At 70.5% G+C, this 17,634-nt stretch carries 17 protein-coding genes; 3 read left to right on the top strand and 14 right to left on the bottom strand.

Annotated features, from left to right (window positions below; translation table 11 throughout):
- Positions 1-40: 40 nt before the first annotated feature.
- A complete protein-coding gene (locus tag FR742_RS11365; RefSeq protein WP_148030919.1) occupies positions 41-1,870 on the top strand; it encodes a glycoside hydrolase family 15 protein in 1,830 nt (609 codons plus the stop codon).
- Positions 1,871-1,878: 8 nt separating this feature from the next.
- Here the strand turns inward: FR742_RS11365 and FR742_RS11360 are convergent, their stop codons facing one another.
- From FR742_RS11360 to FR742_RS11350, 3 genes are all read right to left on the bottom strand, one after another.
- A complete protein-coding gene (locus FR742_RS11360; RefSeq protein ID WP_148030918.1) occupies positions 1,879-2,469 on the bottom strand; it encodes an HD domain-containing protein in 591 nt (196 codons plus the stop codon).
- A 111-nt stretch (positions 2,470-2,580) separates the two neighbouring features.
- Positions 2,581-2,985 (bottom strand): cupin domain-containing protein, encoded by a 405-nt coding sequence (locus tag FR742_RS11355; RefSeq protein ID WP_222708898.1) that lies wholly within the window; start codon positions 2,983-2,985, stop codon positions 2,581-2,583.
- 169 nt (positions 2,986-3,154) lie between these two features.
- Positions 3,155-4,078, bottom strand: coding sequence for an NADP-dependent oxidoreductase (locus tag FR742_RS11350; RefSeq protein ID WP_148030917.1), 924 nt, complete (start codon positions 4,076-4,078; stop codon positions 3,155-3,157).
- Between the two features lie 222 nt (positions 4,079-4,300).
- Here FR742_RS11350 and nhaA point away from each other — a divergent pair, with 222 nt between their 5' ends.
- Positions 4,301-5,617, top strand: coding sequence for a Na+/H+ antiporter NhaA (gene nhaA, locus FR742_RS11345; RefSeq protein ID WP_148030916.1), 1,317 nt, complete (start codon positions 4,301-4,303; stop codon positions 5,615-5,617).
- A gap of 6 nt (positions 5,618-5,623) precedes the next feature.
- Here the strand turns inward: nhaA and FR742_RS11340 are convergent, their stop codons facing one another.
- Entirely contained in the window at positions 5,624-6,067 is a 444-nt protein-coding gene (locus FR742_RS11340) for a CBS domain-containing protein (RefSeq protein WP_187281095.1), read from the bottom strand.
- Between the two features lie 143 nt (positions 6,068-6,210).
- Here FR742_RS11340 and FR742_RS11335 point away from each other — a divergent pair, with 143 nt between their 5' ends.
- Positions 6,211-6,381, top strand: a complete 171-nt coding sequence (locus FR742_RS11335; RefSeq protein ID WP_222708897.1) for a hypothetical protein — start codon at positions 6,211-6,213, stop codon at positions 6,379-6,381.
- A gap of 49 nt (positions 6,382-6,430) precedes the next feature.
- On the opposite strand, the gene FR742_RS11330 is transcribed toward FR742_RS11335, so the two are convergent.
- From FR742_RS11330 to FR742_RS11285, 10 genes are all read right to left on the bottom strand, one after another.
- Positions 6,431-7,744, bottom strand: a complete 1,314-nt coding sequence (locus tag FR742_RS11330) for a Xaa-Pro peptidase family protein (RefSeq protein ID WP_148030915.1) — start codon at positions 7,742-7,744, stop codon at positions 6,431-6,433.
- A gap of 33 nt (positions 7,745-7,777) precedes the next feature.
- Positions 7,778-8,494, bottom strand: a complete 717-nt coding sequence (locus FR742_RS44475; protein WP_187281094.1) for an ABC transporter ATP-binding protein — start codon at positions 8,492-8,494, stop codon at positions 7,778-7,780.
- On the bottom strand, positions 8,491-9,261 hold the full coding sequence (locus FR742_RS11320; RefSeq protein ID WP_148030913.1) for an ABC transporter ATP-binding protein: 771 nt from the start codon (positions 9,259-9,261) through the stop codon (positions 8,491-8,493). Before FR742_RS11320 ends, FR742_RS44475 begins: the two co-directional genes overlap by 4 nt.
- Complete coding sequence (locus FR742_RS11315) at positions 9,261-10,217, bottom strand: branched-chain amino acid ABC transporter permease (RefSeq protein WP_148030912.1); 957 nt, start codon at positions 10,215-10,217, stop codon at positions 9,261-9,263. The genes FR742_RS11320 and FR742_RS11315 overlap by 1 nt, the downstream gene beginning before the upstream one ends.
- A 33-nt stretch (positions 10,218-10,250) precedes the next feature.
- The gene (locus FR742_RS11310; RefSeq protein WP_148030911.1) at positions 10,251-11,132 is read right to left on the bottom strand and encodes a branched-chain amino acid ABC transporter permease; all 882 of its coding nucleotides are present in this window, start codon (positions 11,130-11,132) and stop codon (positions 10,251-10,253) included.
- 15 nt (positions 11,133-11,147) lie between these two features.
- Entirely contained in the window at positions 11,148-12,323 is a 1,176-nt protein-coding gene (locus FR742_RS11305) for an ABC transporter substrate-binding protein (RefSeq protein WP_148030910.1), read from the bottom strand.
- A 36-nt stretch (positions 12,324-12,359) separates the two neighbouring features.
- Positions 12,360-13,646, bottom strand: coding sequence for an Nramp family divalent metal transporter (locus FR742_RS11300; RefSeq protein ID WP_148030909.1), 1,287 nt, complete (start codon positions 13,644-13,646; stop codon positions 12,360-12,362).
- A gap of 2 nt (positions 13,647-13,648) precedes the next feature.
- Positions 13,649-14,881 carry a M24 family metallopeptidase gene (locus FR742_RS11295; RefSeq protein ID WP_187281093.1) on the bottom strand — a complete coding sequence of 411 codons (1,233 nt, stop codon included), beginning with the start codon at positions 14,879-14,881 and terminating at the stop codon, positions 13,649-13,651.
- A gap of 410 nt (positions 14,882-15,291) precedes the next feature.
- Positions 15,292-16,263, bottom strand: coding sequence for an LLM class flavin-dependent oxidoreductase (locus FR742_RS11290; RefSeq protein WP_148030907.1), 972 nt, complete (start codon positions 16,261-16,263; stop codon positions 15,292-15,294).
- Positions 16,264-16,301: 38 nt separating this feature from the next.
- Positions 16,302-17,612 (bottom strand): M24 family metallopeptidase, encoded by a 1,311-nt coding sequence (locus FR742_RS11285; protein ID WP_148030906.1) that lies wholly within the window; start codon positions 17,610-17,612, stop codon positions 16,302-16,304.
- Between the last annotated feature and the right edge of the window lie 22 nt (positions 17,613-17,634).

Below are 17,634 nucleotides of genomic sequence, written 5' to 3'. Positions count from 1 at the left end.
CATGTCTACCTTGAGGGACAGACAGGGAGAAAGGGCGGCCATGACTGCTGGAGAACCCGGTCACTCAGGCGACTCCCGCTACCTGCCGATCGGAGACCACGGTCTCATCGGCGACCTGCGGACGGTGGCGCTCGTGGGCACCAACGGCACCATCGACTGGTACTGCTGCCCGCGCTTCGACGCGCCCAGCGTGTTCGCCGCGATCCTCGACGCCGACCGGGGCGGCTCGTTCGAGCTGGCCGCCGACACCCCGGCCAGGACCAAACAGTTCTACTTCCCCGACACCAACGTCCTCATCACCCGCTTCTTCGCCGACGACGGGGTGGGCGAGATCCAGGACTTCATGCCCATCGCGGACGACTCGCGCGAGGCCGACCGGCACCGGATGATCCGCCGGGTGTCCTGCGTCCGCGGCTCGCTCCCGTTCCGCGCCCGGGTCGCGCCCCGCTTCGACTACGCGAGGCAGCCGCACACCGTGATCCCGCAGGAGGATCGCGTGCTGTTCGAGTCGGCGTCGCTGTCGCTGTCCCTGACCGCCAGCGTGCCGATGGAGACCGACGGGCAGGACGCGTGGGCGAAGTTCGAGCTCAGCGAGGGAGAGCAGGCGGTGTTCGCGCTCGACCGGGTCGGCGGCGACCTGGCGGCGCGCGGCTGCCCGATCGCGGAGGCCGAGGACGAGTTCACCGCCACGGTCCGCTACTGGCGGCGCTGGCTGTCGTCCTCGCGCTACCGCGGCCGGTGGCGCGAGGTGGTCCACCGCTCCGCGCTCACGCTCAAGCTGCTCACCTACGCCCCGACCGGCGGGATCGTCGCCGCGCCGACGACCAGCCTGCCCGAGCAGCTCGGCGGCGAGCGCAACTGGGACTACCGCTACGTGTGGGTCCGCGACGCCGCGTTCTGCGTGTACGCGCTGCTCAGGCTGGGCTTCACCAAGGAGGCGGAGGCCTTCATGGGCTTCCTGTCCACGCACGTGCCGCTCAGCAGCGACAGCGGCACCGGCCCGCTGCAGATCATGTACGGCATCGACGGGCGCAGCGACCTGCCCGAGCACGAACTCGGCCATCTGGAGGGCTATCGGGGCTCCGCCCCGGTGCGGATCGGCAACGCCGCCGCCGACCAGCTCCAGCTCGACATCTACGGGGCGCTCATCGACTCCATCTACCTCTACAACAAGTGGGGCGACCCGATCGCCAGCGACCGCTGGGACGAGCTCTGCACCCTGGTCGACTGGGTCTGCCTGCACTGGGACCAGCCCGACGAGGGCATCTGGGAGACCCGCGGCGGCCGTAAGAACTTCGTCTACTCGCGGCTGATGTGCTGGGTGGCCATCGAGCGCGCCATGCGGGTGGCGATCCAGCGCGGGCTGCCCGCCGACATCCCGCGCTGGCGTGAGGCACGCGACGCGATCTACCAGGAGATCATGCGGCGCGGCTGGTCGGCCAAGCTGCGGGCGTTCGTCCAGCACTTCGACGAGGACGTGCTGGACGCGTCCCTGCTGATGATGCCGCTGGCCAAGTTCGTCTCCCCGACCGACCCCAAGTGGCTGTCCACCCTCGACGTGCTCGGCGACGGGCTGGTCTCCGACTCGCTGGTCTACCGCTACGACCCCGCGGTCAGCTCCGACGGGTTGCGGGGCTCGGAGGGCACGTTCTCCATCTGCTCCTTCTGGTACGTCGAGGCCCTGGCCCGCGCCGGCCGCGTCGACGAGGCCCGCCTGGCCTTCGAGAAGATGCTCACGTACGCCAACCATCTGGGCCTGTACGCCGAGGAGATCGGTCACACCGGCGAGCAGCTCGGCAACTTCCCGCAGGCCATCACCCACCTCGCGCTCATCAGCGCGGCCTTCAACCTCGACCACGCCCTCGGCTGACGGCGAGGTCAGGCGGGCCGGCGGTCTTCGAGGGGGTTGGCGGCGATCCGTCCCGCGACGTCGTTCCCGACCGACGCGGCGGTGGCGCTGTCCGGCTTGCGCCTCGCCTGGTCCTCGAAGCACGCCAGGAACTCCGCGCCGAATCCCAGCCGGGGATGGCGGGCGAGCATCTCCGCCCTGGCCTCCGGCGAGAACTCCTCCGGCCGCCGTCCCACCACCTCCCAGCTCGTGGCGACCTGCAGCAGGTGGGACTCGGGGTCGGTGGCCGGGGACACGTCGTCGCGCATGTGCAGCACGATGATCTCGCCGACCCTGGCGGCCCGCTCCGCCGGCCAGCCGGCCGCCACGCCGAAGACCCAGGCCAGATGTCCTCCGGCCTCCTCGAACGGCGCCCTGTGGCTGTCGAAAGGCTCCGTCAGCCCGATGTCGTGGAGCAGGGCCGAGACGTAGTAGAGCTCGTCGTCGAAGGCGATCCCGTGCGCCGTGCCGTACATCGTCCCCCAGAGGTAGGAGCGGACGCAGTGGTTGAACAACGCGGGCGAGTAGAAACGCCTGGCCACCGACAGCGCCGCCGCGGCGGCGGGAGTCTCCGGGAACATGGGCCCAGCTTGTCATCCGGTCGTCAGGCCGCCGAGGTCCGGCCTCGGCCGCATGCGGCGGTCGGTACGCGATGCGGGGACCGCGCTGACCGAGCCCGCCCGGCCGATGGCCTATCTTGGCGGGTCGTCGGCCTTGAGCTTGTCTCCCGTGTCGGAGACGAAGACGACCAGCAGCTTCGCCGGCCGCGTCCGGCTGGTGTTCTCCGTGAGCACATGGTGGGCGCCCGGCGGCTCGACCCAGTTCTCGCCCCGGCGGTACGTACGCACCGGCTCGCCGCCGAGCCGGCTGCGCACCGTGCCCTCGAGTACGTACGCGTAGACGAAAGCCTGGCCGTGCCGATGCGGCGCCGCGCGTGCGGCGGGCGGGAAGTCCACGATCGCCGAGGTGAACGTCTTGCCCTCGACGTTGGGCAGCGGCTGCTCCAGGAGGCCGGCGACAGCGTCTCGGACGGCGGCCGCGAAACCGTGGCGGCCACCGGCGGCTGGGCGGTCGCGCGCTCCACCGCGGGCGCGCACGCGAGGGACGCGGCCAGAAGCCCACCGGCGGACAGTACGCGGATCATCACGGCTCTCCTGTCCTGCTTCGCACGTACGAAGCGGGGATCGGGCAGGAGGAGTGATAGGTACGTGTCCCGGCGTTTAGCCGCCTAACCACGGGCGAGTCCAAGCCATGGTGACGGCCCGGTCATCTGCCTTCCGTGACCCGGATGATCGTCTTGCCGGAGACGCGCTGGGTCGGCGCGAACGCGGAGGGCGCCTCGGCGAGCGTCCGCACGGCCCCGACGATCGGGCGGAGCCGTCCGTCCTGGACCCGCCGTGCCAAGTCCGCCAGCCGGGCGCGATCGGCCTCGACGACGAAGAAGATCGCCCGCCCGTCGGGGGGCCGGACGGCGGGCGGCGAGACGATGGTGACGAGCGTGCCGCCGGCGCGCACCAGCGCGGCCGAGCGGTCCAGAACGTCACCGCCGATCACGTCGAACACCACGTCGACCTGACCGGCGTCTTCGAGAGGATCGGCCCGCAGGTCCAGGAAGGCGTCCACGCCGAGCCCGAACGCGGTGTCCCTGTCGCCGGCCCTGCCGGTGCCGATCACCCGGGCTCCCGCCTCGCGCGCGAGTTGCGCCGCGACAGAGCCGACACCGCCCGCGACGCCGTGGATCAGGACGGTCTGGCCGGCGGCAAGACGGCCGTGGTCGAACAGGCCCTGCCACGCGGTCAGTCCTGAGATCGGCAGCGCGGCGGCCACGGTGTGGTCGACACCGGCCGGCAGCGGCGCGAGGTTGCGGGCCTCCACCGCGACGTACTCGGCCAGCGAGCCGTTGCGGGCCCAGTCGGTCAGCCCGAACACCCGCTGGCCGACGGTCAGGCCGGTCGTCCCGTATCCCAGTTCGGCGACGACACCCGACACCTCGTGCCCGGGCACACTGGGCGTCCGGTCGCGGCCGGCGCGATCGGACCACGTCGCCGGCCAGTCGAGCTCGCCGCGGGTGAACCCCGCGGCATGCACCCGGACGACGACGTCGTTCTCGGCGGCGTGCGGGTACGGCTCTTCCGTCAGGGAAAGCCCGGCCAGACCGGCGGCGCGGTCTCGAACGGTGATGGCCCGCATGACGGCTCCTCGCTCGTGGTGGAGACATCGAACAGGACGAACGTACAGGCGTTCCCCTCCCGGACCCGGCCCCGCCACGACGTGCCGCGCGGATCCGCGCGCGATGGCTCCGGGCCCCCTCCGCTCGACAGGCACTCCCGGCCGGTCGGTACAGTGGGATGAGGTGCGCCGGGAAGTCTGGTCGGCAAATGACCGACCCGTACCCGAATCCCGGAGCGCCTCATGACCAACCCTGTCCCGCCCCGTAAGCCTGCCCTGCTCGGCCGGGGGTCCTGGGGCGAGACACTGAGGATCGGCGCCATCCTCCGCAAGGAGACCGTCGGCGGGGCGTTGCTCCTGGTCGGCGCGGTGGTGGCGATGGTCTGGGCCAACTCCCCCTGGGCGGACGCCTACGAGACGCTGCGCGGCGTCACGTTCGGGCCCGAAGCGCTCCATCTGAACCTGAGCCTGGCCACCTGGGCCGCCGACGGCCTGCTGGCGATCTTCTTCTTCGTGGCCGGGCTGGAGCTCAAACGCGAGTTCGTCGCCGGTGACCTGCGCGACGCGCGGCGGGCCGCGGTCCCGATCGCGGCCGCGCTGGGCGGGGTGATCGTCCCCGCTCTGCTGTATCTGCTCTTCGCCGGGGGCGTGGAAGGCGCGGCCCGCGGCTGGGCGATCCCGACGGCCACCGACATCGCCTTCGCCCTGGCGGTGCTGGCGGTCATCGGCCGGTTCCTGCCCACGGCGCTGCGCACCTTCCTGCTCACCCTGGCCGTGGTCGACGACCTGGTGGCCATCGTCATCATCGCGCTGTTCTACACCGACCACCTCTCGCCGGTCCCGCTGCTGGCGGCGCTGGCGCCGCTGGCGCTGTTCACCGTGCTGGTGCAGCGCCGCGTGCGCTCCTGGTGGCTGCTGCTTCCGCTGGCCGCCATCACGTGGGCGCTGGTGCACGCCTCGGGCGTGCACGCCACCGTCGCCGGCGTCCTGCTCGGCTTCGCCGTACCCGTCCTGCGCAGCCCCAAGTCCGGCGGCCCGGACGCGGGCCCCGGCCTGGCCGAGCACTTCGAGCACCGCTTCCGTCCCCTCTCGGCCGGGGTGGCCGTGCCCGTGTTCGCGTTCCTGTCCGCGGGAGTGACCCTCGGCGGAGCGGACGGCCTGATGAGCGCCTTCCGCGACCCGGTGGTGCTGGGCGTCGTCGTGGGCCTGATCGCGGGCAAGCCGATCGGCATCATGACGGCGACCTGGCTCATGGCCCGCTTCACCCACGCCGACCTGGACGAGAACCTGTCCTGGGTCGACATGCTGGGACTGTCGCTGCTGGCCGGGATCGGGTTCACCGTCTCCCTGCTGATCGGCGAACTGGCCTTCGGCGTGGGTGACGACGCGCACGTCAAGGTGGCGGTGCTGGCCGCATCGGTCACCGCCGCGCTCCTGGCGACGGTGGTCCTGCGCCTGCGCAACCGCGCCTACCGGCGCATCCACGAGATCGAGACCGCCGACCTCGACCAGGACGGCGTCCCGGACGTGTACGAGCCCGGCCAGGCCCGGCAGAACTGACCGCCGTCACGCGGCGAGGGTCCCCTCCAGCAGGGTGTTGAGCGTGAGCGCGCCCAGGAGACGGCCCCCTTCCACGACCGCGACCAGCGGGCTGCGCGTGCGCGTCATCAGGACCGCCAGTTGCAGCGTGGTGGCGTCGGGGCCGCAGATCGGCAGATTCCCGGGGCGGGCGGAAAGGCAGTCGCGCAGGGCCCGGCCGCTCATCCGATGCGGGAAATCGTCAGAACCCGCCTCGTCCACCACCCGGACCAGGTTCGGATCAACCTGGAAGTGGTGCGGGACGGCCAGCCGCAGAACCTCGGTGCCCGGCAGGACCGTGTACGGCGATCCGTCGTCGCCGACCACGATGAGTCCGGGCAGATCCCGCTCGGCGAGCAGCCGCACGGCGTCGCCGACGGATGCGTTCAGGTCGAGCACGGGAAGGTCGATGATCAGGTCACGAGCGCGCACAGTGCATCCTCAAGCCTCGACAGCATGACGCGCCGACCAGACTTCCCGGCTCACCTGAGACGACCCTATCCACAAATTCGCCGAGCTGTACCCCTGGACGAAACGGATCGACGGGCGCACGACTTCGTTCACGAGCACGTCCCGTGAAGGAAGGGAGGTTCCGGCGCGCCCAGCAGGACGGCGTGGTGGCCGCCGACGCCGACCTGGACGTGCTGATCGACCTGATGGCCGGCGCGGTGACGTACCGCGACCCGCAGCCGGACCCGCCGGACGCCGCCGAGATGCTGCGCTACCTCACCGCCAGGCCGGCCTGACCGGCGCCCGCGGGTCGGCGGCGGAAGCACGAGCCGAAGCCGCCCGGGTTCACCGGGTGAGTGGCTGGAAACCCCAGTCGTAGATCGATCGGGCGCCGTCGTCGTGCACGATCGCCACGTCCTCCAGCCAGTACCGTTCGCGTACGGAGCCGCCGTAGTAGAGGTGGGTGGAGATGACCATCCCCTCGGTCACCGACCAGTCGGCGAGCCTCTGGTTCTCCCCCTCGGCCGGCAGCTCGATCTCGCCGTGCTCCAGGCCGACGCCGTGGAAGAAGAACAGTGCCCGCTCGGGGTCGGCGAGACCGTGGCGCCGCAGCACGGCGCGTGCGGTCCCCTGCAGCTCGCTGATCTTGGTGCCGGGGACCATGCGGGCCTCCATCTCCTGCAGGGCCTCGGAGAACGCGTTCGCGGTCCGTACGGAAGCCGGATCGTCGCCGCCGTCCACGATCCAGGTCTTCCCGCCGTCCCAGCCGTACTCCTTGAAGGTGCCGTGGCAGTCGAACATGATCCGCATGCCGGGTTCGATCGCGTAGTCGGGGTCGAGGCCCGCGTGGACCAGGAAGGCCGGGTCACCGTGCGGCGGGTTCGACACGACGAAGGGGTAGGGGTCACGGCACAGTCCGCTGCGTGCGGTGACGTTGCGCGCGTACTCCCTGGCGAGGTCGCGCCAGGTCATGCCCCGGGTCCAGCTGTCCACGGTGGCCTGCAGCGCGCGCTGGTTGATGTCGGCCGCGGTCTTGAGGATCTCCAGCTCCTGCGGGGTCTTCACCAGCCGCACGTGCTTCATCAGACCGTACCCGTCTACTTCCTCGACGTCGTCGAGACGCAGTTGCCGGGCCAGTCTCGGGTTGTCGAAGGCGACGCGGGCGTGGGACAGGCCGAGGTCGCCGACGGCCTTGCGGACGCCGAGCACGAGGCTGGGGGTGAGGTTCTCCCGCATCCTGCGCGCCCAGTCGGTGTTCAGCGCGTCCCCCGGGAGGAAGTTGTCGATGAAGTCGGGGTCGTCCGGCAGGTCGAGCTGGCGGACCAGGCTGCTGAACGGCCGGATGTCGGACACCCAGCTCGGCTGGTGGCGGAAGAACGCCAGCTCGGTGTCCTGGACGACCAGGATGGGGTGGTCGGGGTGGTGCCGGGAGAAGACGAAGGCGGCCAGGCCGTTGGCCTCCAGGTGGGCGTGGCCTCCGGCGGCGTAGAAGCTGCTCAGGTAGAGGACGTTGGGCACGTAATAGGAGACGAGGCCGTCGATGTCGCGGGCCTCCATGGTCGCCAGCAGCCGTTCGAGGTTGCACAGCCGTTCGGGGAGCAGGGACTCCCGTTCGGTGCGCGCGTGGTCCAGTCGGATGGCCGGGATCGCATCGGTCATGGTCAGCCTCCGGGTGTGGGTTGGAGGACGAGGTCAGAGGATCTCGTCGAGGCTCGTGATGTCGGTGCGGTCGTCGATGGTGTGGCTGAGCCCACCTCGTCGGACGACCTTGGTCTCGGTGGCGAGGGCTCGCACGGCTGTCAGGCTCGACTCGGTGATGACGAGGGCGACGCCGGTCTCCTCCTGGATCCGCCGGACGACTTCGACCATGGATTCGGCGGTGGCCGGGGCGAGGCCCAGGGTCGGCTCGTCCAGCAGCATGACGGCGGGTTTCCGGATGAGCCCGAGGGAGATCGCGAGCATCCGGTTCTCGCCGCCCGACAGGGCTCGTGCCGGGCTGTCGCGGCGCTCGTGGATGCGCGGGAACCAGTCGTAGACGCGGGTGAACGCCTCGGACCGCTGCGCCCTGCTCAGTTTTCCGGACAGGCCTATGATCACTTCCAGGTTCTCCTGGACGGTCATGCCGCGGAAGGTGCCGTGCTCCTGCATGACATAGGACAGACCGTCACGCGCGCGCTCGGCAGGAGAACGCCGGTCCAGCGAGGCGCCGGTGACTTCCACGCTGCCGGCGCTGACCGCGCAGAGCCCCATGATCGCCCTGAATATCGTGGTCTTGCCCGCGCCGTTGTGGCCGACGAGCAGCAGGCTGCCGCCCCTGGGCACGGCGAAGGTGATGTCCTTGACGACGTCGCCGCGCCCGTATCCGGCGGCCAGACCCGTCACACGCAGAGCCGTCGCCGTGCCGCTCACGCCCGCCACCCCTTCCCGAAGTACATGTCGATCAGTTCGTCCCTGCGGAACAGGTCCTCGGGGGTGCCCCGGGCGACGACCTCTCCGTTGCTCATGAAGACGCAGGAGTCGGCGAGGGAGCGCACCACGGACAGGCTGTGCTCGACGATGACCACCGGGAGGCCCCCGGCGGCGATGTCGCGGACGATCCCCACGACGCGGTCGATGCTCTCGCCGTCCAGTCCCGCCGCGGGCTCGTCGAGGAGGAGGAGCCTCGGCCGCCGGATCAGCAGCCGGCCAATGCCGACCAGGCGCTGCTCCGCGTAGCCGATGTCGCCCGCTCTGTGGTCCCGGAACGCCGACAGGCCGAGCGTCTCGAGAACCTCGTCGGCCTGCCGTACGAGGCCGGCCTCCAAGCGGGCCGCCCGGCGCGGGCGGGCGAGCCGCCAGAACGGGCTCTCCGCGCGTGGGCACCGCACCGCCACGACGAGGTTCTCCAGGACCGTCATGTCCAGGAAGGCACGGCCGTCCTGCCAGGAGCGGGCCAGACCCCGGCCGGCCAGTCCCGCGGGGCCGAGAGCCGAGGCGGCGGTCCCGAACACCTCGACGGTGCCCGACCTCGGCCGTATGTGACCCGAGAGCACGTTGAACGCCGTGGTCTTGCCGGCGCCGTTCGGGCCGATGAGCGCCATGATCCCGGTCGACGGGACGTCGAACGAGACGTCGTTCATGGCCACGATGCCGCCGAAGGCGACCGTCACTCCGGACAGGCTGGCGATGGTCGCCATCAGGACCTCCCTTCGGCCGCCGCCACGCGGTCACGGTCGACGCCGGGGCCGGGGGGCGGTGACGGGGGCGGGCGGCTCGTGCGCGCCGCCCGCAGGGCCGGCGCGGGAGGCGCGACGATGCCCTCGGGCCGGAACAGGAGAAAGAGCAGAAGAAGCAGCCCGAACAGGATCTGCAGCAGATCCGCGGCCTCGGCGGCCTGGATCTCCAGATACTGCAGGAGCTGCGGGATGAGCTGGTAGAACAGCGCGCCGACCGCGGGCCCGAGCACCGCCCGCGATCCCCCGACGATGAGCATGGACAACAGGGTGATCGACACGTGGATGCTGAAGGCGTTCGCGTCGATGTACGACAGGTACTGTGCGTACAGAACGCCCCCCAGGGCGGCCGTGCCCCCGCTCAGGCAGATGATTTTGATCTTGAGTACGGCGGGCCGCACCCCCAGTCCTTCCAGGACCTGCGGGTCCTCCCCCAGCGCCCGCACGGTGAGGCCGAAGGCGCTGCCGTGCAGCACCCGGTAGGCCAGCACGACGACCGCGCAGGCGGCGACGGCGACGAGCAGCGCCGACTCGGTCTCGGTCAGCGGCCCGATGGAGGACATCCCGCGGATGCCGGCGAGCCCGCTCTGCCCTCCCGTGATCTCCAGGTTCTGCAGCACCGTGACGAACACGATCTGGAAGGCGAACGAGACGATCGCCAGGTAGATGCCGCTGACCCGCAGTGCCGTCAGCGCGATGACCGCGCTCGCGACGACGCCTCCCGCCACGCCGAGCAGGGCGCAGACCGCGGTGGGCCAGTCCGTCTCGAGCGAGAGGATGCCGTAGACGTACGCGCCGACACCCCACATGGCCGCCTGTGAGATGAGGAACTGTTTGCCGAGACCGGCGCTGAGGCCGTACCCGGTGACCACGATGATGTAGACGGCGGCGAACATCGCCAGGCTGATGACGTATTCCATAGCCGGTTTCCCTTCCTCTCCGTGAACCCGGGGTCAGGTCTCCATCGCCGTGCGCGCGTTGCCGAACAGTCCGTGCGGGCGCAGAAGCAGGACGAGGAAGAGGATGCCGAACAGGATGGCCGTCTCCCAGATCGACTCCACGCGCCAGAGCGCGACGCTCTGGACGATGCCGAGGAAGATGCCGACCAGGAAGTTGGGTACGGGCCGCCCGGTGCCGCCGAAGATGACGGCGACCGCGCCCACCAGGGTGGGCTGGAGGCCCAGGAACGGGGTGATCGTCCGTCCCGACGAGAACAGGATCGCCGCGACCGCGGCGACGAGTGATCCGATGGCGAACGCCCACAGGTAGGAGCGCTGGACGGAGATGCCCGCCGCGCCCGCGAGCACGGGGTTGTCGGAGACCGCCCGCATCTTGCGTCCTTCGGCGGTGCCGTTCATGAAGGCCGCGACGCCGACGGTGGCCAGCACGCCGCAGGCGACGATGATGATCTGCCGCAGGGTGATGTTCACACCGCCGAACGTGTACGACGTTCCGTCGCCGAACCCCGGCACGGGCAGCGGCGTGTGTCCCCAGACCAGGGCGATGGTGGAGGAGACGATGGCCATCACGGCCAGTGATCCGACGAGGAGCATCATCTCGTCGCCGCCCCGGCGGCGCAGCGTACGGTAGACCACGCCTTCGCAGAACAGCCCGGTCACCAGGGCGGCCGCCGCCGCGGCGAAGACCGCCGCGGCGGCTGGAAGTCCTGCTGCCAGCGCGGTCTGGTAGGCGAACGCCGCTGTGGCGAACACCGCGGCCAGCGCGACGTGGAAGACCTTGGCCACCAGGTAGGTCGTCCCGAAGGCCACGGCGAACAGGCCGTACACCGCTCCGACGGCGACGCCGTTGACCAGCAGTTGCAGGAGGAGTTCCACTTTCCCTCACCTGGCTCAGGAAACGGGTTCGAGCGTCTCGACACGGACGAACGCTCCGTCGCGGGCCTCGAAGAGCGCGAAGGGCTTCTTCACCGTGCCCCGCTCGGGTCCGCTGTTCAGGAACCGGGTGGTGCCCGTGTAGGGAGCCTCGAACGCCTGGGAGTCGAACAGCTTCTTGACGTCCTCGCCGGTGGGCGCCGCCTTCGTCTCCCCCGCGATGGCGTCGATGGCGCTCAGCGCGACCCAGGTCGCGTCGTACATCGAGGTGAAGAAGGCGCCCGGGTCCTTGCTCGCGTGCTTCTCGCGGTATTTCCGCGTGGCCGCGGCCGCTTCCGGGGTGCCGTCGAGTGAGTAGCTCGGGTCGGAGTACTTGGTGCCCTCGACGGCCTCCTTGGCTATCGTGAAGATCGTCGGCTCGCCGAACCCGCGGTAGCTCCACAGGGGTACGTCGACTCCGGCCTCCCTGATCTGCTTGGCGACCTGGGCGAAGACGCTGTAGGCGGCGAAACCGAAGATCGCGTCGGGATCGGCGTCCTTCAGCTTGGCCACCTGGGAGGAGAAGTCCACCGCGTCGGCGGCGACGCTCTGGCGTTCCGCCACCGTGCCGCCGAGGCGGGTGAACGTCTCGGCCAGCACGTCGGTGGCCGATCCGCCGTCGATGTCGGGGGCGAAGACGACCCCGATCTTCCGGTGCCCGGCGTCCCACATCGCCTTGGCGACGGTGCGCATCTCCTCCGAGGTCATCGGCAGGGTGTTGAAGAGGTACTCGTGGCCGGCCAGCTTGTCGGTCGGGGCGAGCGGGTTGATGTAGACCGTCCTGGTGCGGTCGGCCACGGGGGCCACCGCGATGGACGGCCCGGCGAAGCCGCCGAGCACCACCGGCACCTTCGCCTGGGAGGCGAACTTCGTGAAGACCTGGACGGCCGCGCCGTTGTCGAGCCGGTTGTCCTCGTAGGTCATCTCGGGTTTGAAGTTCTTGTACGGATAGGCGTCGACGGCGTGCTCGATGGCCTCGCGGAACGACTGTCCGACGGAGGCGTACTGGCCGCTGAGCGCCAGCGACACGCCGATGGGGACGGTGATCTTGCCGTCCGCGTCCTGCGTGCCGCCGGACGTGCCGCCGGACCCGCAGGCGGCCGTCAGGGCGAGCATGGCGGCGACCGCGCCGGCACGCCTCGTGATGGTTCTCACGGCGTGGCTCCCTTCTCGGTGGGGGTGGTCGGCCGGTTACCCGAACATCGACAGGAGGGACTGTCCGCCCAGCACGGCGAACAGCAGGATCGCGCCGCCGAGCACGAGGTTCGACACGGACAGCGGGCGGTTGCGGTACACGGCGTCGATCCGGCGGGAGTTGAGCAGCCACAGGAGGGTCGCGCACAGGAACGGCGCGAAGACCGCGGCGAGGACCCCGGTGAGGATGACCAGGAACACCGGCTGCCCGACCGCGGCGAGGATCATCGGCGGGAACGTGATGAGGACCAGGAAGACGCGGAAGGCGGGGCTGCGGGTCGAGGTGTGCTGTTCGGACTCTTCCTCCGGCACTCCACGGAAGGCCCGCACGGCGTCGGCGAAGAGGTAGCCGAATCCGTTCCAGACGCCCAGGACCGAGCTCGCGACCACCGCCCAGAAGCCGAGGAGGAACAGCCACTCGACCGGGGCGCCGTAGCTCTGCCCGAGCAGGTTCGCCACGCCCACCAGGTCGGCGTTGCCCTCGATGCCGAACTTGGCGATCGTCAGGAACTCCGCGCCCACGATGAGCATCGCGACCGCGAAGATGCCGGCGAGGACGTAGCTGATGATCACGTCCACGCGCATCACCCGCACCCACGGCGGCGAGCGCCAGCCCTTCTCCCGTGCCCAGTAGCCGTAGGCGATGATCGAGAGGGTGCCGCCGAACCCGCCGATGATGGAGACGACGTAGAGCAGCGAGCCGTCGGGCAGCGACGGGATCGATCCCGACAGCAGGTTGCCCACGTTGGGCCGGATCGCGACGGCGACCGCGACCGCGCAGACGAACATCATGCCGACGAGGATCTTCATCACCAGCTCGAAAAGCCGGTAGCGGCCGACGAGCACGACGATGAACGCCACGACGGCGTGCACGATGGCCCAGGCGGTCGGCGACAGCCCGGGGACCATGGCGTTGGCCGCCAGCCCGGCCGCGCTCGGACCGGCCGCGCCGAACACCATCGCCAGCACCAGGACATAGGCGGCGAACGGCACCAGCACCCAGCGGGACAGCGACTGCCACGCGGTGATGAGGGTGGTGCCCGAGCTCAGCGTCCACCGCGCGATGCCCTCGGTCATGAAGAACTTGAGCACGACGGCGAGCAGGATGGCCCACAGCAGGCCCATGCCGTACTGTCCGCCCGCCACCAGCGCCGTGATCATGTCACCGGATCCGACCGCCGCGGCGGCCAGCACCAGGCCGGGGCCGATCGTCCGCAACCAGGCCCCGGTCGAAGCGGGGATCCGCGGTTCCTCGGCGGCGCGCACTTCCCTGGACGTGTCCATGTCTACACCTCGATCTCGTCGACGTGGTCGCTCATGGCCACGTAGTAGGGGTGGCGGCGGGTGAGCAGCCGGATGCCGTTCCGGACCACGAGGAAGGTGAGTTCGTGCTGGTAGCCGCCCTCACCGAGGATGCCGAAAGGCACCTCCACGTTGAGGACCATGTCCTCGCGCAGCGTGAGGTCCCGTTCCCCGGGCCGGAACCGGGGCATCCAGGGCTGGGCCGGGGCGAGCAGCGGCGCGTCCCGGGCCTCGACGCCGATCCCGTGCCCCACGTGCGAGTGCCGGAAGCGGGTGATTCCGGCGGCGTGCATCGTGTCCCGCGCGAGCGTGTAGAGAGCGGACGCCGTCACGCCGGGCCGCGCGGCCGCCAGCACGGCGTCGACGGCGGCGGTGACGGCCCGGTAGTGGTCCAGCTCGGACGGCGACGGCTCGGCGAGGACCTGCACGACGCCGCCCGTGTCGGCGCAGTAGCCGTCGACGACGAGGCCGCAGTCCCAGCGGAACCGTTCGCCTGGGCTCGCCCGCCGGCGGCCGGGGCGGCGGAAGACCGCGCTGCGGTCGCCGCTTCCGGCCATGAAGAACGTCGGCAGGGCTCGTCGCCTGGAGATCGCCTGCCGCCAGGCGAGTTCCACGTCCACGTCGGTGCCGCCCGTCCCGAGCACGGCGAACGCCTCGGTCAGCGCCTGCTGGCTGATCTCGCCGGCCTTGCGCAACGCCTCGACCTCGGCCGGCGTCTTGATGATCCGCGTCCACTGCAGGATGTCCGCGCCGCCGTCGCTCCAGCGTGCGGCGACGTCCTCCTCCCGGAGGCGGCGCCATGCCACTCCGCCGTCGTCGGTGTCGACCCAGATCGCGGCCCGCTCCAGGCCGAGCTCGGTCAGCAGCGCGCGCAACGCGGAGACCGGGTCGGCGTGCAGCCGCCCCTCGACCTCCAGGATGCCGGCGTCGGGGCCGGGACCGGAATCGGCCACTGCGAGGATCGGACGCCCGTAGACGTGCATCCGGTCGGTGCCGATGCCGGCGTCGACCATGTCGGCGATCTCGGCGGAGGGCATCACGAAGTGCGGGCGCTCGGGGTCGTCGGCGGTGACGAGACCCCAGTAGGAGTTCTGCGGGTACAGCCTCCCCGTCGCGGACGCGAAGCCCCCGGCGTATCGGACGTTCGGATAGCTGGTGGCGAGGACGGCGTCCGCGCCGACCTCCTTCATGGTCGCGAGTAGGCGGTCGATGTTCAACGCGCGCTCCTTGGTGGTGTCTCCCGTGGCTACGGCTGATTGCTTCGAGCCCGCGGGCCCGGCACGGCCGCGGCGGGACCTCGGTGGGGGGTGGGCGGGGAACGGTGTCAGGGCTGTGCGCTGGACACCGGATGGAGATGCGCTCGGGGTCGAGGACATCTCATCGACACATAATTTTTACTGGTACCTAACATTGGGCGGCTGGGCCATGAGTGTCAATAGCTGTCGCGTATTGACATATCGGCATCGGAGAGGGTCTACTGCCTGGCAAATTCCGGGGAATCAGGCACGACGAAGCACACCGCCGGCACTGTTCGCGGTGCGCCCACCCCTCCACGCTTTCATCTGACAGATGAATTTCCTGGGAACGGGTGACTCTATAGTCGTTTACGGCCTCGCCCGGGAAGCGCTCAGCGGGAGCGACGGCCGAAGGAACGGATCGCGGCCCGGACGGCGTCATGACCGGGGCCGGTGGGGAAGCCGAGGCGGATGACGACCTCGGCCGCGTCGAGCCGTGCCGCGGCCGCGCACGCCTCCTTCACGAGCTGTTCCGGAGGGCCGCAGAGGAGCCTGTCGCGGAAGTCGGACCAGCCGATCCGCACGCCCGGCTCCTCTCTCAGCCGGCCGGCGCCCACGCTGAACTCCACCAAGGAGCGCTCGACATGCGGCCACCAGATCCGCTCGGACTCGTGGTCGGCGGCCGGCCAGGCGTTGCGCATGAGGATCACCTCGCCCTCCGATCCGGCGGCGGACCAGTAGATCTCGGCGAGACGCTCCAGGGTCGTCAGCGAATGGGAGGGGTCGGTGATCCAGGGCAGGCCGAGCAGGCCGGCGCGGCGCACGCTCGGCTCGGCCATCGCGCCCACGGCGAGAGGGAGCGGCCGGGACGGCCGCGGGTACAGCCGCGCCTCGGCCAGGCGCAGCGAACCCACGTCGGCGGTGACGGTCTCACCTGCCCACAGCCGCCGGATCACCGCGAGGGAGTCGGCGAACCTGCGTCTCATCTCCGCGCGGGGCACGCCCATGGCGGCGTAGTCGCCGTCCAGGCCTCCCATCCCGACGCCGACCCGGTGCAGGCGGTCACCCACGAGCGCGCCGAGAGTGCTCATCTGTTCGGCGAAGGCCAGCGGGTTGTGCAGCGGCAGCAGGGCGACACCGGTGCCGATCCCGATGCGCGGCGTCCGGCCGGCCACATAGGCGGCCAGCGTGAGCGGCGCAGACGGGTAGTCGTCGTCCCTGCCGTGGTGTTCAGGGAAATAGCAGGCGTCGAAGCCCGCCTGGCCGGCCGCCTCCGCCAGTTCGACGGCGCGCGCCAGGCTGTCGCGATGCTCGTCCTGCTCACGGAGCATCTGGGGGACGACGAGCAGGCTCAGTCGTGTCATGGGGTCCCACCTCCTGGGGGGATGGACGGTGGGACGCGCTAGATGAAGTCGGTGCCCCAGGTGAAGAAGGTCTCGCCTCCGTGGTCGGTGACCAGGGTGATGTCCTCCAGCCAGTGACGGGTGCGGATGTCCCCGGGGTAGAAGATGTGCGTCGCGACGACCATCCCCTTCTCCATCCGCCAGTCGAGGGCGCCGCCGGTGGTGTAGCCGCCCCCTCGCGGAGCCTCCAGCTCGCCGTGTTCCAGACCCATCCCGTGGAAGTAGATGAACGCGGCCTCGGGACGCGGCAGCCCGTGCCGCCGCAGCACGTCACGGCCCAGGGCCTGCAGACCGCTCACCGTGCTTCCCGGCACCAGCGCCGCGTTGATCTCCTCCAGGGCCGCGCCGCAGGCGTCCGCCACCCGTTGTCCCTCTCGGGTCGGTTCGTTGCCGGCGATCCAGGTCTTGCCACCGTCCCAGCAGTACTCCAGCCACTCGCCGTGACCGTCGATGACGATGTGCGCCCCCTCGGGGATCACGTAGTCCATCTCACGCAGGCTCTGCATCAGCAGCGCGTCGGGCTCCCCCGGCAGGGGGTTGGCGACGGCCAGCGGGGAGGGACCGCGGACGAATCCGCCCAGCTCGACCGCATGGCGGAAGTAGGAGTGGTTGATCTCCTGCCAGGTCTGGCCCTGCTCCCAGCCGGCCGCCGTCCGCTCGATGGCGAGCTGGTTGATCCGGGTGGCCTGGCGGAGCATGGTGAGCTCCTCGGCGGTCTTCACCGACCGTACGAACTTCATCATCCCGTAGCCGTCGACGATCTCGGCGTCGGGCAGGTCGAGCGAGCCTGCGAAGGACAGGTTGTCCGTGGCGACCCGGCCCCGCCCCAGCCCGAGGTCGGTGATCGCCGACATCACGGCGGCCTTGAGCCCGATGTAGTAGTTCGCGGCGGCGTGCTTGCCGGCCTCGGTCTCCGCCCAGGCCTTCGGGAGGAACCGGTGCAGCCCGTTGTGCTCGTCCGGCAGGTCGAGCTGGCGGATGCCGCCCGCGTACGCACGGATGTCGGTGATCCAGGTGGGCTGGTTCAGGAAGAAGGGGAACTGCTGGTCACCGACCAGCATGATCGGGTGGTCGGGGGCGTGCCGCGACAGCACGATCGCGGCCAGGCCGTTGGCCTCCTGGAGCGCGTGCCTCGCGGACGGGGTGAAGCCGGAGAAGTAGTAGACGTTGGTGTCGTAGTAGCTGACGAATCCGTCGATCCCCCGCTGTTCCATGACCTCGAACATGCGGTCGGTGTTGCAGAACTTCGCCGGCCGGACGGGGTGCCCGAACTCCGGCAGGTTCCGCCGCTTGACCTGGGCAGGTTCCATGCTGTTCTCCTCGGCTGATCTC

The organism is Nonomuraea sp. C10, assembly GCF_008017515.1.
GTDB lineage: Bacteria > Actinomycetota > Actinomycetes > Streptosporangiales > Streptosporangiaceae > Nonomuraea > Nonomuraea ferruginea.
Note: the sequence above shows the minus strand (reverse complement) of the source record. Positions and strands in the feature narration are given on the sequence as shown.

Bases quoted from the DNA above. Each gene is read 5' to 3' on its own strand.
- FR742_RS11360 (WP_148030918.1), bottom strand. From the start codon at position 2,469: ATGTTCCCGGAGACTCCCGCCGCCGCGGCGGCGCTGTCGGTGGCCAGG.
- FR742_RS11320 (WP_148030913.1), bottom strand. From the start codon at position 9,261: ATGGCGACCATCGCCAGCCTGTCCGGAGTGACGGTCGCCTTCGGCGGC.
- nhaA (WP_148030916.1), top strand. From the start codon at position 4,301: ATGACCAACCCTGTCCCGCCCCGTAAGCCTGCCCTGCTCGGCCGGGGG.
- FR742_RS11290 (WP_148030907.1), bottom strand. From the start codon at position 16,263: ATGACACGACTGAGCCTGCTCGTCGTCCCCCAGATGCTCCGTGAGCAG.
- FR742_RS11315 (WP_148030912.1), bottom strand. From the start codon at position 10,217: ATGGAATACGTCATCAGCCTGGCGATGTTCGCCGCCGTCTACATCATC.
- FR742_RS11365 (WP_148030919.1), top strand. From the start codon at position 41: ATGACTGCTGGAGAACCCGGTCACTCAGGCGACTCCCGCTACCTGCCG.
- FR742_RS11300 (WP_148030909.1), bottom strand. From the start codon at position 13,646: ATGGACACGTCCAGGGAAGTGCGCGCCGCCGAGGAACCGCGGATCCCC.
- FR742_RS11285 (WP_148030906.1), bottom strand. From the start codon at position 17,612: ATGGAACCTGCCCAGGTCAAGCGGCGGAACCTGCCGGAGTTCGGGCAC.
- FR742_RS11350 (WP_148030917.1), bottom strand. From the start codon at position 4,078: ATGCGGGCCATCACCGTTCGAGACCGCGCCGCCGGTCTGGCCGGGCTT.
- FR742_RS11330 (WP_148030915.1), bottom strand. From the start codon at position 7,744: ATGACCGATGCGATCCCGGCCATCCGACTGGACCACGCGCGCACCGAA.